Consider the following 13,338-nt stretch of genomic DNA (forward strand, 5'->3'; position numbering starts at 1 on the left):
AACGGCCCTATAGTTTAATGGATAGAATTAAAGATTCCGGTTCTTTAGGTTGAGGTTCGATTCCTCATGGGGCTACAAACAACACTTAGCAATCAGATAGTTAAGTGTTGTTTTATTTATTTTGTAACCACCGTTGTAACCACCGAGACCCGTTTTACTTATTTTTATATCATTTTATCAAACAAAAAATGGGGTGTAAAAAATACACCCCGAAGTAGCGTAATAGAAATATAGCGTTTTATTTACCCCATTTCACCCCATATTTACCCTCTTTTTTTTAGAGTGTCATAAAGTATTATTATTTTATCGCTATATATTTCCTCTATCGCTTTGCAATGATTGAGATAAAAAACTATAACTCAGGATTAATGTATTTGCGTTATCGTTTGCGTACCTTTGGCGTTACCATTTGCGTCCGTATTATGGACACAACTATTAACATTACACTTTATTACACTTTACCCTCGCTATTACTTTAAATTAATATTGAAAATATGGATTAAATTTTACTTACAACTGTATCAAATATTAACACGGTTTTTGATGCAGTTTCTGATACAGTTTAACGCCAAATAAAAAAAACTGCCAAAGGTAGCCTTAGCAGTTGATTTATTAAAAACGATTTTAAACCCTCTAAATTTCATTAATTTCTTTCCACACAACAAAACCTATTATAGACAATTTTAAATCAATTTTTGATAGGTTTATGAGTTAAATATGGCATATATCGTCTTGGTACTGCACCCTAAAAATCAAAAAACATCTGATGAGGTGGGTAATTTCTATTCTCAAACCTCAGCCTGTTATGTTTCGCATTAAAACGACTATTCCGAATATTGTGGGCTATGTAGTACATCTTGTCCTCCAAATTTACTCCTCGCTTCTTAACCGGCAAATATTTACGCTCCAATTCCTCGAAAACTGAACGCTCGTTTTTCCAATAATATTTCAGCCCCGTGAAACATAAAAATTTACTCCCTTTCTTCTGCATAGAAATATCCAATTTCGTCACCTCACAAAGCCTCGTTTTTTCCGTCGCCGTCGCCGACGATTTTACCCCCTCTTTTTTACCCTGCTCCTGAGGTGAGGAATAAGGTGACTTATTTCGCCTATATACTAGTTGTAATTTGGTCACCTTTTTGGGGTTTCCAATTTGTGTAATTTGGTCACCCTTTTTGGTGGAAAGTTCGTCCCATTTTTTAGTGATTAAATCCGATATTTTTGCCTTGATATTTTGGCTATGTTTCACGACGATTTTATCATAATCTTTTCTCTTCTTATGCCTTTTCTGTTTGTGTTCAATATTGCTCCAAAAATTAGGATTGCAATAATCTTTTATAACCGCCTTTTCTCTTTCGGTCATTTTCTTTGTATCTATAGTAAAATCATAAAAGTACAACCCGTTAAAACATTCTAATAACTTTCTTTTTAGTATTTCGGTGGTGTTGTCTTTGATGAGGTCGGACAAGTAAACCACGCCCATATCATTAAGCCTCTGCATACGCTTATATTTAACCTCAAACCTCAGCGTGTTAGGTTTAATAGTGTTACTTATGATTACCTCTATATCATTGTTATTTTGCCCCTTTTTAGCGTTTATAAGTGGTGATTCATTATATTGTAGCCATTTGTCGTAAACCTTGATAAAATACTGCGTTTGCTCTACTTCTCTAAAGTTACCTGCCGTTATGCTCTTGGTAAATTCTTTGTCCCTGTAGAACAAAAGATTATTCAGTACCTTTTGAGGGTTAAACGGAAGTACAATATTAACCCCAAATTCCAAATTGGTTAATTTCAGGCGTTGAGGTATCAGTCCCAATACTCGCTCTATCTCATAAAGTGATACGGCTAAGTCATCACGATTAAAATCGTTGCCGTTAAAATCCGCATTGTTAAAAAACTTATGCAGACTGCCCTCTATATAAACCTGTTTAGACGGGTACTGTATTATCTTCATATTCCTGTACCTGCCTATCATTTTACCGTCTGTTTCGCCTGTTGCGACATTTACCTGAGTGCTAAAATCTATTATCTCGGTAGGTAGATTATAAGGGGGTTCATATCTTGCTCTAATGTAGTCTATCATATTTCGGTGTTATTAGGTGTTTGTGTTAAGATGATGAGGTTAAAAACCATATATAAGCCCTTAACCTCATCTATGATTAAACCACAAACCTCATCAGCAAATCTATTTTTGTTTTATAGTAATTTATCCGTGATTTGATTAAATCCTTGGTGGTTTCCGATTTATCCGCAAGGGTTAAAAAATCCCTCTCCAATTCTTCTCTTTTAGTCCTGTACTCTATGTACAAGTCCTGTTGTATCTTTCGAGCCTCATCTGCAGTACATACTTTGAAAATAGTTTGCATTCGTCCGTTATATTCTTTAGTTCCTATCTTCTTTATCAGCCCCACCTTTTGCAAGTCGCTCACTCGGTTGGTGACCAAATTGGCACTTATGCCGTAAACTCTTGCAAGTTCGGAATAAGTACACCCGTTTAACTTTTCGATAAGTTTTAATACTGACAACATCCTCTCAGGAAGTTCATTTACGATTGCTTTATAAGCTTCTTTTTGTGCGTTCACAGTTGTAATGGTTTTGGTTATGTTTTTTTGTTTGGGTTTCGGTGGGTTTTTCAAAAAAGGCTTGGGTTTTTTGGGTTTAAGTGTATTCATTTAATTCACTTTTCATATATCTACCTCAGCCGTAAGCCCTTGTTTTATTCGGGCTTTATCTTAATTCCTTTTACTCTTTCTCTAAACTCGTTATAGCTTATCTCTTTTTCCATAAGGCTGAATATACATCTGATTGAGTTTTACACGCTCTACCACCATATAAGGTTTACCCTCTATCATTATCATATCTGTACCGTCTTGTATATGGATAGCAGGCTTTAGTTTTACTCTATATTTATCGCCATTAGTGTATAGTATAGTTTCTATAAGTGGGTAATATATCTCTGATATTAAACTGGTAATTTGAATTGGGAATATCTTATGTAACTTTTCTCTAAAGTCCAATGGTGGTAATTGCTCTGTTAGCGTCCACCTTTGTAGTGCCTTTCTGTACTTGGCTATTTTTTCATTTGTGTATGGGCTTAGTAACTCTATAAGCCTATTTACTGCGTTGGTTGTGTTCATAATGGTATTATTTGATAAAATTCGCTACTTTAAAGGCTCTAAAATCGCCCACTTCTATATCATAATAAGTGAATACTTTTGGGCTACTTACCCCACCCTTTGAGGTGTAGGTTATTACCTCATCTTTTAGTGTCCCTTTTGCCTTTCTTAGTGTGCCGTCTTTCTTTTCGTAGTAGAAAGTAATGATGTTATTCTTCATCTTTTTAGCAAGGCTATACAATTGCCACGCTTTGGATAAACATACCGCCCACACTTTGCCTGTTTCTCTTTTTATTTCGTAGGCTCTTTTAAATACTTGGGTTCTGAAATTTTCCATTTTTCTTTTGTTTTATATTTCTACCTCTATTTTTGTGATTAACTCATCTATTAGTGCCTTTTGTGGCTCTATCTCTTCGCCTGCTTCGTTAAACAAACTGGCTCCTGTAATCTTCCAACCCCATAGCGTGGTTTCTTTGCCCCATTCTTCGCTACTGGTGTATAGTACCGCCTCTAATTCTACATCTGCAGTGTAACCATTGGGTAGGTATACGCATTCAAAGGTTTGCGTTATCGTTTCTTTGCCGTAGTTTATAAAGCTGGGGATGTCTATGTACAGCTTCATATTTTTTATATGTATATGTTTAATTTTATTGTGCAAATTTATAGATATATTTTTAATTAAGCAAATATTTTTATATTCTTATTTATAATTTATCTTATATTTTTATAGCTATATGTATATTTGCACCTGATTATAAATACATATAACTATGTTAAGGATTAAAGAAATTGCTAAAGAAAAAGGCATATCAATGGGTGAAATAGCCCAAAAGTTAGGGATTAGTCCAGTAGGATTTAGTAAAACTATAAATGGTAATCCTACCCTTGAAACACTTTTAAAAATAGCTTCAGTTTTAGATGTTGATGTATTGGAACTTATAGAATCATCTAAACCAAACCAATACAGGGAACTATTTGAAAAAGTAGGTGATACATATCGCTCTATCGGATATATCAAAAAATAATCCCTATATTTGCCGTAAGAAAATGCCTATCGGTATTTTTACGATTTGACAATAAAAGGGAAGTTTTTAGGCTTCTCTTTTTTATATCCTGTTTGCGTTTATTGTATCCTCTATTTCTTTGCGTTTGAAATACACCCTGTTTCCTAAACCGTAAGCCGTTATTTTGCCCTTTTTCATCCACCTGTGCAGTGTTGATAGGTTTATATCCAATAGTTCGCATACCTCTTTGCGTGTGAGGTATTGGGTGGGTTCTTTAGGTTGAAATTGTTTTGATAGTCTTTGTTCCAGTTCAGGGATAATAGCCTCTTTGATTTCCTGCACCAATGCATCGGGGTGCGTTCCTATGAATTGTATTGCTTCCATAATAATTTTGTTTAATGATTACGGGGCAAAGGTATAGCGTTGCACAAGGCGGTGGTTATCCTGAATAGTATCCAGTTTGTCCGTTGCAGTATCCTAAAAATAAAATAACCGCCCTATTTAAAGACGGTTAAACATTGGGTAGAACCTCATCAGTCTATTAGTTTTTTAAGATGAGGTATTTTGATGAGGTCTGTTTTATCTGCACTTAATTTATTTTGCTCAAATAGGGTCTTTTTTAGATATTCCTTTGTTGGTTGTGTACCGTTGGTGTTATAGGTAAAATTAAAGTGGTTGAGTAGCATTTCTGCCGTTGCACTTGCATTGGCTTTACCGTTCTTTCTTTTAGGCTCTATATAGCCCTTTTCTATCAATTCTGTAAATATATGCCCTATGAGTTGCAAACTACCGTTTATGGTTATTTTTTCGGGTTGCCTGTTGTTTATTGTCGGCTCGGGTGTTATTGGATTACTTTCTTTTGAAGCTTGCTGAACTTGGGGCGGGCATGTATATGGAGGGTCGCCCTCTACTGGTATTACCTCACCTGTTTCAGGGTCTACATATCCAACAAAATGAACATTTCGGGATTTTCTAAGATTGATAATGTTATTTACATACTCTACTATTTTGGGTAAGCTGTATTTTAGCCTCTTGAACGCATCCACCTCTAGTAGATAAAGCGGCTCTTCCTCTTCATAGATTTTATAATTTTCTATATATGGGTTTTTAGTTCTCTTTACACTTAATCCAACCTCTTTGCCTATTGATTGGACTTCTCTTAAAACATATCTATCCCCCCTTCTGTATAAAAATGACAAATATAAATCCCTTACTTCTCGTAAAAAATCGTCTTTGTCGCCGTCAGGATATTTTTGTAGCCATTCCTCTAAATCTTTATCGTAATTATCCTTAAATCCTTTGAAAGTAGTATAAAAAGGTAAATCCATAGTTCCGTATTTTTATGATTTGACAAGTTTATTTTCATATGGCAAAAAAAGATAATTATTTGCCGTGTAATTTCACTTATGGCAAAAAACCACAATTATTTGCCGTTAGTTGTTCCCGCTAAAACATCTATAAGGTTATTGTTTATGTAATAATTAGACTTTCCTATTTTTACCTTTTCTAATATTCCTATATCTGAAATAACATCTAAATAATTTTGTGCAGTTCTTCTACTTACGCCTAAATCCTTTTCTAAAAACTCTATTTTAGTATATGGATTTTTAAAGAGATTGTTCAGCAAATCTTGGCTGTATATTTTAGGCAAATCCTCACGAAGTCTATGTTTAGTATCCTGCATTAAGGTTTTTATATTTTGGACTAAATCAATGGTCTGTTTTGCCGTAACCTCTACGCCTTTGATGAGGTACAAGATAAGACTTTCCCAGTCGTTATTACTTCTTACCCCTTGCAAGACTTGGTAGTACTGCTGTTTGTTTCTGATGATATAACGGCTTAAATACAATACGGGCAAATCCAAAAGCCCCTGCAATACCAAGTATAGTATATTAACAATTCTACCCGTCCTGCCGTTTCCATCGTAAAAAGGGTGTATGCTCTCAAACTGATAGTGTATAACCGCCATCTTAGTCAATGGGTCTAATCCTGAAAAGTCATTATCATTAATAAACTTCTCAAGGTTTGCCATAAGGCTTAAAATCTCGTCTTTATCTTGCGGAGGTATATAAACCACCTCACCAAACGAATTAACCAATTTTGTCCCTGCCTGCGTTCTAAATCCTGCCTTATTTTGCTCTAATTTCTGCTGTATAGCTATGATATGTTTATTTAGTAATAATTGCTCTTTACGGACGATTTCAAAGCCTAATTTCAAACTTTGGGCGTAATTATATACTTCCTTTGTAGCAGGGTTTTTGGTTTCTATTAAAATATTTTCCTTATAAAGGTCGTCGTGCGTAGTTACAATATTCTCTATTTCGCTACTATCTTTTGCCTCTTGCAGTGCAAGGGTATTGATGAGGATATGCTCGTTTGGAATGGTCTTTACCGTCCCTTTGAGTTCCGCTAAATATCGGTGTGACTTCGTAAGCTGTTTTAGTACCACTAAGGTCTCTATTTCTTCCTGAGGCGGTAAATGGGGTAATTTCGTATTCATAGTATTAATTTAATTGATTTGGGTTAAACTCTATGTCTTCTAGTGCCTGATATAGTTTTATCGCTTTTTGCTGTTGTCGTGTGTCTATATCCGTTTTGTTGTAATGGTTCAGCATTTCCATACTTTGGTGGTTGGTCATCAGTTGTAAGGTTTCAGGGGCTATATATTGGCTAAATAGCGTTACTGCAGTTTGCCTGCCTATATGAGAAGTTACCAAATCATAAAACGGATATTTGCCCTCTATTCTTCTATTTCCGTTACCTGTGTTTTTGGTTTTTGCACTTTCTACCATTTTATCAAACCCCGCAATCTTACAAACCTTTTTTATTTGTCGGTTATAGTATTGTTCACTTACTGCCTCAGGGAATTTACCGCCTCTTTTGTCCATTATTTTGAGTATTTTAGGAATTAAAGGTGTGTATTTTACCCCGCCTGTTGCGGTATTTATATTTTTGCGTTCTATTACTTTGATATACTTTCTTTTATCTACCTCAATAATATTATTAACATCAAGGCTCAGCAGTTCCGATACCCTCAGGGCTGTATAACACGAAATTATTAGCCAATCTCTGGCGTTGTCCAAACTGCCTGTAAGGGGTAAATTTTCCAATATAGATAACTGTATAAAGCTAAAATACAAGCCTTTGGTTATGTTGTCAGGGTTGCGGTTTATTTTCCAATTAAGTACCTCTTTGCTGATATTATGCTCTGTTTCCGAAAACCTGCACAACATTTTTATATCTTTCAAATACTTAGTTTGCGTTTGTACAGAGTAACTCTGTTTATTGAGCCATTCCACAAACTTATTACGAAAGGCGTTGTTTATATCCGTTACTTTCAGTTGCCTATCAAATTTGTGTAAAGTATTTTTAAGCCCTTTGTATTTCTTGATTGTATTTTCAGAAATAGGTTTTTTATTTTGTGTTTTATCCTCAATACTTCTGTATTGAATATAGTAATCAATAAGACTATCAAACTTTATAGGGATAGTATATTTTTTGTCCGCATCTATTTTATGCCCGAAGTAATTTATCAGGATATATTTTTTCAAAAAATCTTTTAGTTCCAAAGATGACAAATTCAAATTATCATCTATCAGATTGGATATTTCCAGCTTAAAGGCATTAAGGCGTTTGTTGAAATTAGCAATTTCTGCATTATGTTTTTTTGTTTCGGTAGTCTTAGCCCCTTTTATGATTTTTGAGGTATCCCATTCTTTTGATTTGTCATTCCAATTATCAGAAAGAATAGAGAAAGGCGTAGATATAGATAAATTAAAATCCCTATTGGGTCTATACCTCAAATATATTTTTTTAGGCTCTTTATTACCCCTTAAATAGAAAATGATATTTGCCATTATTCAGCAGTTACGATTTGACAAAGCAAAGATATACTTTGGTGGTTACAAATCCAAAACTTGTAACCACCGTTGTAACCACCGAACTGCAATATACTGAAATCTTATACAATTTAATAAGATGAGGTAAAAACACCCAAAACCCTTTATAGAAAGGCACTCAAAGATAAAAACCCCATAAAATGGAATTTTGCTAAAAGTACCAAATTGCACTATTTACAGTCCTCATGGGGCTACAAACCGCCTTTAAATAGGGCGGTTTTTTACTTTCACCTCCATTTTCACCCCCATTTTGTATAAATTCATTTAATCTAAAAAATTAAATTATGTTATAACCCGCAAAACGAAATGTACATAGACGAATATGAGATTATTCTGCTGTATATAGAGAAAGGGGAGAGTACCGAGCTGGTACGGGGCTATTTGGAAAACAGGCGAAAAGAAAAGCTCAATAAGATACTAAGTGCCAATATTCTAAGCGTGTCTGCAAATCCTTTCTGCACGATAAAACGCCATACCGAGATAGAAACAGACAGACAGATCGCTTTGGATTTGTTTAATTTTTTGAAACTTTTGCAGGGGTGAGACAAAGGCAGAAAAAGGCTTAAGCTCAAATAAACGCCTTAAAAACGCAGGTAGAAAGTCAGCAAGGGCAAATCAAAGCCACCGAAAAGGAGATTGTTAAAACGAAAACAAGCCTGCGGTATTTGCTTTTGGTATGGCTGGGAATTCTGTTCGGAATTGCTTTTATCGGCTATTCAAGCGGCGTTTTTGGAGCTTTTAAACGGCTTTTAAATAGAGATTAAATACAAGTGAGGGCTTTTGTCTATCTTTGCTGTGTCTACATAGGCTAAAAAAAAATGTACATTTCATTTTGAAAAAGTGTACATTTCGTTTTGCGGATTATACATAGACTTTTGCAGATATAAAAAGTTTTTGTAACTTTGTGGTGCAGATGGCTTGCAAAAGAATCTGTATGACGGGGAGGTGGACATAAAGGCATTAATGCCCTGAAAATCCCGGTCGCAACCGATTAAGTTCGTGAAAATTACCACTACGGTGAGTGTATTTATTAAGAGGGGCTATTTTAGAACCTCTTATTTTTTTTACTCTTACCCACCCAAATATCTCTAAAATTTTCTTTGAATTTCTTTGATAAAACATCTTGTCTAATCACAGGTATAGGACGACTCCCTTTAAACAACATTACCTCATTCACACTATTATTGTTTTCAAAAAACCACCTAATACTTTCTGCCATAACACTTACATCATCTGTCCCTACTATATCTAAGATAATTCTATCAGATTGTGTACTTGCTTCTATCAGTCGTTGTTTTATGGTTGATTTTCCATTAATCGTCTTACCCTCGTAATAAAAATATTTGTTGCTTTTCACAATAATGAAGTCTGCACTTTTAGCACCAGAAACATTCGGCAGTAAATAAACATCATACCCGTTTTGAATAAGTTTCTTTGCTATCGTAATGTTTTTAGGCATTTCGGTAGCTTTTAGAGCTTCATCGTATTGTTCAATATTAAAACCATAAATCTTATTTTTAACATTGGATAAACGCCTGATTTCTCTAAACTCTTTCATTTGAGTAATAGACTTAATCAGAGAAACTTTCTCAGCGTTAGTTTCAAGTTTGTTATAATAATTAATTGCTTGTGAGATACCCTTTATCCCTGTAGAAACTACTCCGCCAGTAATATCCGAAAATAGAATATTAGTGTTTATTCGCTTTGGCTTTAAACTTTTATAGAGGTCTATTTTTTGTTTAATGACATCCTGCTTACCCCAAATATATCCTCTATTATTCTGCACCCAGAAAGGCTTTACCTTAGCCCTTTTTATCTTGTCTTGGTTCTTCTCTACCCATTCCCTTAACGGCTTATGTACTTCCTTAACCTCGTTTTTGCTCGGCAACGGCTCTAAGCCTTGGGCTATCCTTTCGTTGTCTTTATCCATTTCAGCCCAAGTTTTCAAGATAGGCACGGTGGTACATCGACATTGGGGGTGCCAGCCCGTGAACTTAAAATCTTTGGGGTACTTACCCGCCATTTCCGCACAAAAAGGACAATGGTGGGGATTGTTGGAAAGCCTTACCTCTATGCCAATCACAAAATCAAACTCTTGGTATTTTAGATAGTTGGCTTCGTGGTAGGCAATGTTATTCTCGGAGCGGGTAAGCCTCATTGCATTTTTGTAAGACGAGCGGTACACACCCTGCCCCGGGTGGTAATCCTTTGCGTTTTTGCTCAATGTCAAATTTCCGTGCTTGTCTCTTACTCTTCGGAACAATTTATCGGGATCGTTCAGGTAGCTTCGCAAGTCTCTTGAAAGTTGGGCGGCAGATTTTCCCTCACCCAAACCTAAATCCAATCCAAGCTCTATTTCCTTTTTGAATTGCTCGGAATACTTCCATACCCTGTCGGATAATGAAAGCCCGTCGGCTTTTCTGTTTTGGAACGCCAGTAACGCCTCTGCATTATGTCTTTGGTACCTGCGGACAACTGCCTCGCTAATGTTCGTCCTTTTCGCTATTTCCTGCACCAGCCGGCTTTGCTTATCTTCCGCCAGACGCCATTCTTTTTCGGAGTGGCTTTGTATGGTAAAGGTCAAAGATTGTGCAAAGGCTTCAAAAAGACGGTTTTTAATTATCTCCCCTGTAAAAAAAACTCTCTGAAATAGCAATTACAAGAAAATATTTTTACAGCATAAATAAAATTACTTTATTTATAAAAAAGACTATTCGAAATTCTAAGATATAAATATTTCAGATTTTTATTAACCTCTATAAAAATCCAATCTCCCAATAAACTAAAATCCATTACCAAAGAATCATCTTATTTCTGATGCCGGATATAGTCTTCCACAGATGCTTTATCTACTATTTTCCCTTTATTTAGGACTAATATAAACATATTATTCCTTGCAATAGTCTTGAGTGTAGTGCCGTCCATATAGAGATTTTCAAATCCTTTTACCGGTGCTGTAGATACCACTTCAAACTCTATATTCGGATTTTTCTTTAATTCTTTCGTTTTAACTTGATGGATCAAACTCACATCAACATTATCTTCCGGATTACTAACAAATAAAAGAACCACATTTTTTTTATCAAGAATACCATCCGTAAAATCATTACCGCCAGCATCTTCTATTTTGAATTTAGAAACCTCTGAATGGTAGCCGTCCTTTATAAGCTCGGAAGTCGTTTTATCCTCCTCTATCATCCAAGTACTGTCTTGCCAATAGTTTTTGTTGATATAATCATCTTGGCTCACTTTCTTCTCCTCCTTTGTTTTTGTATTTTTGAGAACATAGAATGTTTTGTATTCCGATGGATTTTTCGCTATTTTTTGTTTTTCTGCTTTTAAATCTGTTCCTACCTTGAAATCTCTAAAATCAATGATAGGCTGATGCCTAATTCCTTGTGCTATTACCCAGCCGGACATTACGACAGAAACCACCAATACTGAAATTCTGAGCGAACTTCTATTTTCATTTTTTCTAAAATCCTTTCTGTACAACACCCAAAGAATGAGGATAAAAACGAGCAATACGATATCCTTGGCAAAACTTTCCCAAGGGGTAAATTTAATGGCATCTCCGAAACAGCCACAGTCTGTCACCTTGTTGTAATACGCCGAATAAAAGGTAAGGAACGCAAAATACACGCATAGAGCAATCATCATAGACAGTACTTTTTTGATATGCAACCCGAGGAATAACATTATCCCCAAAACCAACTCCAAACCTACCACAAAAATAGATATAGGAAGTGCTAAACGCTCCAGCATAGGAAGATCAAAAACTTGTGCCGAAAAATACTCTTCCAGCTTAAATGAAAATCCCTTAGCATCTACGGCTTTTACAAACCCCGAAACGATGAATACCGCTCCTACCAATAGCCTTAATATCTTTTTGAACATATCTAATTTTTTAACTTTATGAGGCAAAAAACTGCATAATTCAGTATGTCATAATAATTGGCATCAAGACCTTCGGATACCAATGTTTGCCCCTCATTATTTTCTATTTGCTTGGTTCTTAAAACCTTTTGATAAATCATATCGGTAATGGAAGAAACCCTCATACTACGCCACGCTTCTCCATAATCGTGGTTTTTTTTCTCCATAAGCATTTTGGCTTTCCCGGCATAGTCGTCGTACCAATTCATCACCTCGTCATAATCACAGTCTAAGACATCTGAAAACCCCTCGTACAACTGGATAAGAGCAATGATAGAATAATTGACCAATGCCACGAACTCTGTTTCTTCGTCTTCGTCCACCATTTTATTTTCAGACATTTGCAGTGTTCTTATTCTATTGATTTTAATGTATATTTGGTCTGTTACAGAGCTTGTTCTCATCACACGCCACGCCGCACCATAGTCTTTCATTTTATTAGAAAATAAGTTACGGCACTCGGTAATTACACTATCGAACTGTTGAGAAGTATTTTCCATATCTTCATTTTAGATTTCAAAGATAATAAATTTGAATTCAATTTATAGAATTAGAGGCAACAGAAATCGTGAAAAATCAATTAAAAACAACTATACAACTTAGTGGAATATTTACCCCTCTACGAAAGGAATTAAAAATAGGGCAAGCCAAATCTACCCTATTTTATTTGTTTTAATTCTTCACCCACAACCTGAACCCTTCGCCGTGAACATTGATGATTTCTAAACCACTGTCTGGCTTAAGAAGTTTTCTAAGTTTGGCAATATAGACATCCATACTCCTTGCCGTGAAGTAATTTTCTTTTTTCCATATTTTCCTTAGTGCAAGCTCTCTTGGCATAAAGTCATGGCGGTGAAGGCAGAGCAATTTTAGAAGGTCGTTTTCTTTAGGAGACAGTTTGTGCTCTACGCCGTTCACTTCCAGTGTCCTCATCAGTGAATTGAAACGGATATTGCTCAGCTCAAATTCCTCTTGTTCTTCTTGTTCCAGATTAGAGCTTCTCGATAAAATCGCTTTTATTTTATACAAAAGCAGCTCTGTGTCAAATGGCTTTGTGATATAGTCATCAGCACCTAATTGGTAGCCTTTCAGTATATCTTCTCGAAGATTTTTAGCTGTAAGGAAAATAATAGGTACATTTTTATCAAGTTTTTTAGCATCTTCGGCTAATGAAAATCCGTCTTTTTTAGGCATCATCACATCAAAAATACAGATATCAAACTGATGTTCTGTAAATTGTTTCAATCCCTCTTCCCCGTCTCGTGCGAGGGTTACTTCAAAGTTATTGATAGTCAGGTAATCTTTTAATACCGCTCCAAAACTTTGGTCATCTTCTACTAATAATATTCTATTGTTCATAATACTTGGTATTATATTGGT

Annotated in this window: 15 protein-coding genes and 1 tRNA gene; 3 read left to right on the forward strand and 13 right to left on the reverse strand. The window is 35.4% G+C overall.

Features of this window, described 5'->3' with window-relative positions; all coding sequences use genetic code 11:
• Positions 1-3: 3 nt before the first annotated feature.
• Positions 4-75, forward strand: a tRNA-Arg gene (locus tag BLS89_RS06615).
• Positions 76-745: 670 nt separating this feature from the next.
• Here BLS89_RS06615 and BLS89_RS06620 read toward each other — a convergent pair.
• The 5 genes from BLS89_RS06620 to BLS89_RS06640 all read right to left on the reverse strand — a co-directional run bounded on the left by BLS89_RS06620 (position 746) and on the right by BLS89_RS06640 (position 3,741).
• On the reverse strand, positions 746-2,086 hold the full coding sequence (locus BLS89_RS06620) for a hypothetical protein (protein WP_092736796.1): 1,341 nt from the start codon (positions 2,084-2,086) through the stop codon (positions 746-748).
• 76 nt (positions 2,087-2,162) lie between these two features.
• Positions 2,163-2,675, reverse strand: coding sequence for a winged helix-turn-helix transcriptional regulator (locus BLS89_RS06625; protein WP_245688907.1), 513 nt, complete (start codon positions 2,673-2,675; stop codon positions 2,163-2,165).
• A gap of 90 nt (positions 2,676-2,765) precedes the next feature.
• Positions 2,766-3,140 (reverse strand): hypothetical protein, encoded by a 375-nt coding sequence (locus BLS89_RS06630; RefSeq protein ID WP_092736798.1) that lies wholly within the window; start codon positions 3,138-3,140, stop codon positions 2,766-2,768.
• Between the two features lie 7 nt (positions 3,141-3,147).
• Positions 3,148-3,456: an SH3 beta-barrel fold-containing protein gene (locus BLS89_RS06635; RefSeq protein ID WP_092736800.1), complete on the reverse strand. Its 309-nt coding sequence runs from the start codon at positions 3,454-3,456 to the stop codon at positions 3,148-3,150.
• A gap of 12 nt (positions 3,457-3,468) precedes the next feature.
• Entirely contained in the window at positions 3,469-3,741 is a 273-nt protein-coding gene (locus BLS89_RS06640) for a hypothetical protein (protein ID WP_092736801.1), read from the reverse strand.
• Between the two features lie 148 nt (positions 3,742-3,889).
• Here BLS89_RS06640 and BLS89_RS06645 point away from each other — a divergent pair, with 148 nt between their 5' ends.
• The gene (locus BLS89_RS06645) at positions 3,890-4,144 is read left to right on the forward strand and encodes a helix-turn-helix domain-containing protein (RefSeq protein ID WP_092736803.1); all 255 of its coding nucleotides are present in this window, start codon (positions 3,890-3,892) and stop codon (positions 4,142-4,144) included.
• A gap of 81 nt (positions 4,145-4,225) precedes the next feature.
• Here BLS89_RS06645 and BLS89_RS06650 read toward each other — a convergent pair whose 3' ends face one another.
• From BLS89_RS06650 to BLS89_RS06665, 4 genes are all read right to left on the reverse strand, one after another.
• Entirely contained in the window at positions 4,226-4,507 is a 282-nt protein-coding gene (locus BLS89_RS06650; protein ID WP_092736805.1) for a helix-turn-helix domain-containing protein, read from the reverse strand.
• A gap of 149 nt (positions 4,508-4,656) precedes the next feature.
• Positions 4,657-5,451 (reverse strand): hypothetical protein, encoded by a 795-nt coding sequence (locus tag BLS89_RS06655; protein ID WP_092736807.1) that lies wholly within the window; start codon positions 5,449-5,451, stop codon positions 4,657-4,659.
• Between the two features lie 95 nt (positions 5,452-5,546).
• A complete protein-coding gene (locus BLS89_RS06660) occupies positions 5,547-6,623 on the reverse strand; it encodes a Fic family protein (protein WP_092736809.1) in 1,077 nt (358 codons plus the stop codon).
• Positions 6,624-6,627: 4 nt separating this feature from the next.
• Positions 6,628-7,980, reverse strand: coding sequence for a tyrosine-type recombinase/integrase (locus BLS89_RS06665; protein WP_092736811.1), 1,353 nt, complete (start codon positions 7,978-7,980; stop codon positions 6,628-6,630).
• 348 nt (positions 7,981-8,328) lie between these two features.
• Here BLS89_RS06665 and BLS89_RS06670 point away from each other — a divergent pair, with 348 nt between their 5' ends.
• Positions 8,329-8,565: a hypothetical protein gene (locus tag BLS89_RS06670; protein WP_092736813.1), complete on the forward strand. Its 237-nt coding sequence runs from the start codon at positions 8,329-8,331 to the stop codon at positions 8,563-8,565.
• A gap of 502 nt (positions 8,566-9,067) precedes the next feature.
• On the opposite strand, the gene BLS89_RS06675 is transcribed toward BLS89_RS06670, so the two are convergent.
• The 4 genes from BLS89_RS06675 to BLS89_RS06690 all read right to left on the reverse strand — a co-directional run bounded on the left by BLS89_RS06675 (position 9,068) and on the right by BLS89_RS06690 (position 13,317).
• A complete protein-coding gene (locus BLS89_RS06675; protein ID WP_092736815.1) occupies positions 9,068-10,678 on the reverse strand; it encodes a hypothetical protein in 1,611 nt (536 codons plus the stop codon).
• A gap of 152 nt (positions 10,679-10,830) precedes the next feature.
• Entirely contained in the window at positions 10,831-11,919 is a 1,089-nt protein-coding gene (locus BLS89_RS06680) for a BT_3928 family protein (protein WP_092736817.1), read from the reverse strand.
• Between the two features lie 2 nt (positions 11,920-11,921).
• Complete coding sequence (locus BLS89_RS06685; RefSeq protein ID WP_092736819.1) at positions 11,922-12,458, reverse strand: DUF1599 domain-containing protein; 537 nt, start codon at positions 12,456-12,458, stop codon at positions 11,922-11,924.
• A gap of 172 nt (positions 12,459-12,630) precedes the next feature.
• Positions 12,631-13,317, reverse strand: coding sequence for a response regulator transcription factor (locus BLS89_RS06690; protein ID WP_092736857.1), 687 nt, complete (start codon positions 13,315-13,317; stop codon positions 12,631-12,633).
• Between the last annotated feature and the right edge of the window lie 21 nt (positions 13,318-13,338).

This window comes from Riemerella columbipharyngis, from assembly GCF_900101995.1.
GTDB classification, from domain to species: domain Bacteria; phylum Bacteroidota; class Bacteroidia; order Flavobacteriales; family Weeksellaceae; genus Riemerella; species Riemerella columbipharyngis.

Bases quoted from the DNA above. Each gene is read 5' to 3' on its own strand.
- BLS89_RS06620 (WP_092736796.1), bottom strand. From the start codon at position 2,086: ATGATAGACTACATTAGAGCAAGATATGAACCCCCTTATAATCTACCT.
- BLS89_RS06625 (WP_245688907.1), bottom strand. From the start codon at position 2,675: ATGAATACACTTAAACCCAAAAAACCCAAGCCTTTTTTGAAAAACCCA.
- BLS89_RS06630 (WP_092736798.1), bottom strand. From the start codon at position 3,140: ATGAACACAACCAACGCAGTAAATAGGCTTATAGAGTTACTAAGCCCA.
- BLS89_RS06635 (WP_092736800.1), bottom strand. From the start codon at position 3,456: ATGGAAAATTTCAGAACCCAAGTATTTAAAAGAGCCTACGAAATAAAA.
- BLS89_RS06640 (WP_092736801.1), bottom strand. From the start codon at position 3,741: ATGAAGCTGTACATAGACATCCCCAGCTTTATAAACTACGGCAAAGAA.
- BLS89_RS06645 (WP_092736803.1), top strand. From the start codon at position 3,890: ATGTTAAGGATTAAAGAAATTGCTAAAGAAAAAGGCATATCAATGGGT.
- BLS89_RS06650 (WP_092736805.1), bottom strand. From the start codon at position 4,507: ATGGAAGCAATACAATTCATAGGAACGCACCCCGATGCATTGGTGCAG.
- BLS89_RS06655 (WP_092736807.1), bottom strand. From the start codon at position 5,451: ATGGATTTACCTTTTTATACTACTTTCAAAGGATTTAAGGATAATTAC.
- BLS89_RS06660 (WP_092736809.1), bottom strand. From the start codon at position 6,623: ATGAATACGAAATTACCCCATTTACCGCCTCAGGAAGAAATAGAGACC.
- BLS89_RS06665 (WP_092736811.1), bottom strand. From the start codon at position 7,980: ATGGCAAATATCATTTTCTATTTAAGGGGTAATAAAGAGCCTAAAAAA.
- BLS89_RS06670 (WP_092736813.1), top strand. From the start codon at position 8,329: ATGTACATAGACGAATATGAGATTATTCTGCTGTATATAGAGAAAGGG.
- BLS89_RS06680 (WP_092736817.1), bottom strand. From the start codon at position 11,919: ATGTTCAAAAAGATATTAAGGCTATTGGTAGGAGCGGTATTCATCGTT.
- BLS89_RS06685 (WP_092736819.1), bottom strand. From the start codon at position 12,458: ATGGAAAATACTTCTCAACAGTTCGATAGTGTAATTACCGAGTGCCGT.
- BLS89_RS06690 (WP_092736857.1), bottom strand. From the start codon at position 13,317: ATGAACAATAGAATATTATTAGTAGAAGATGACCAAAGTTTTGGAGCG.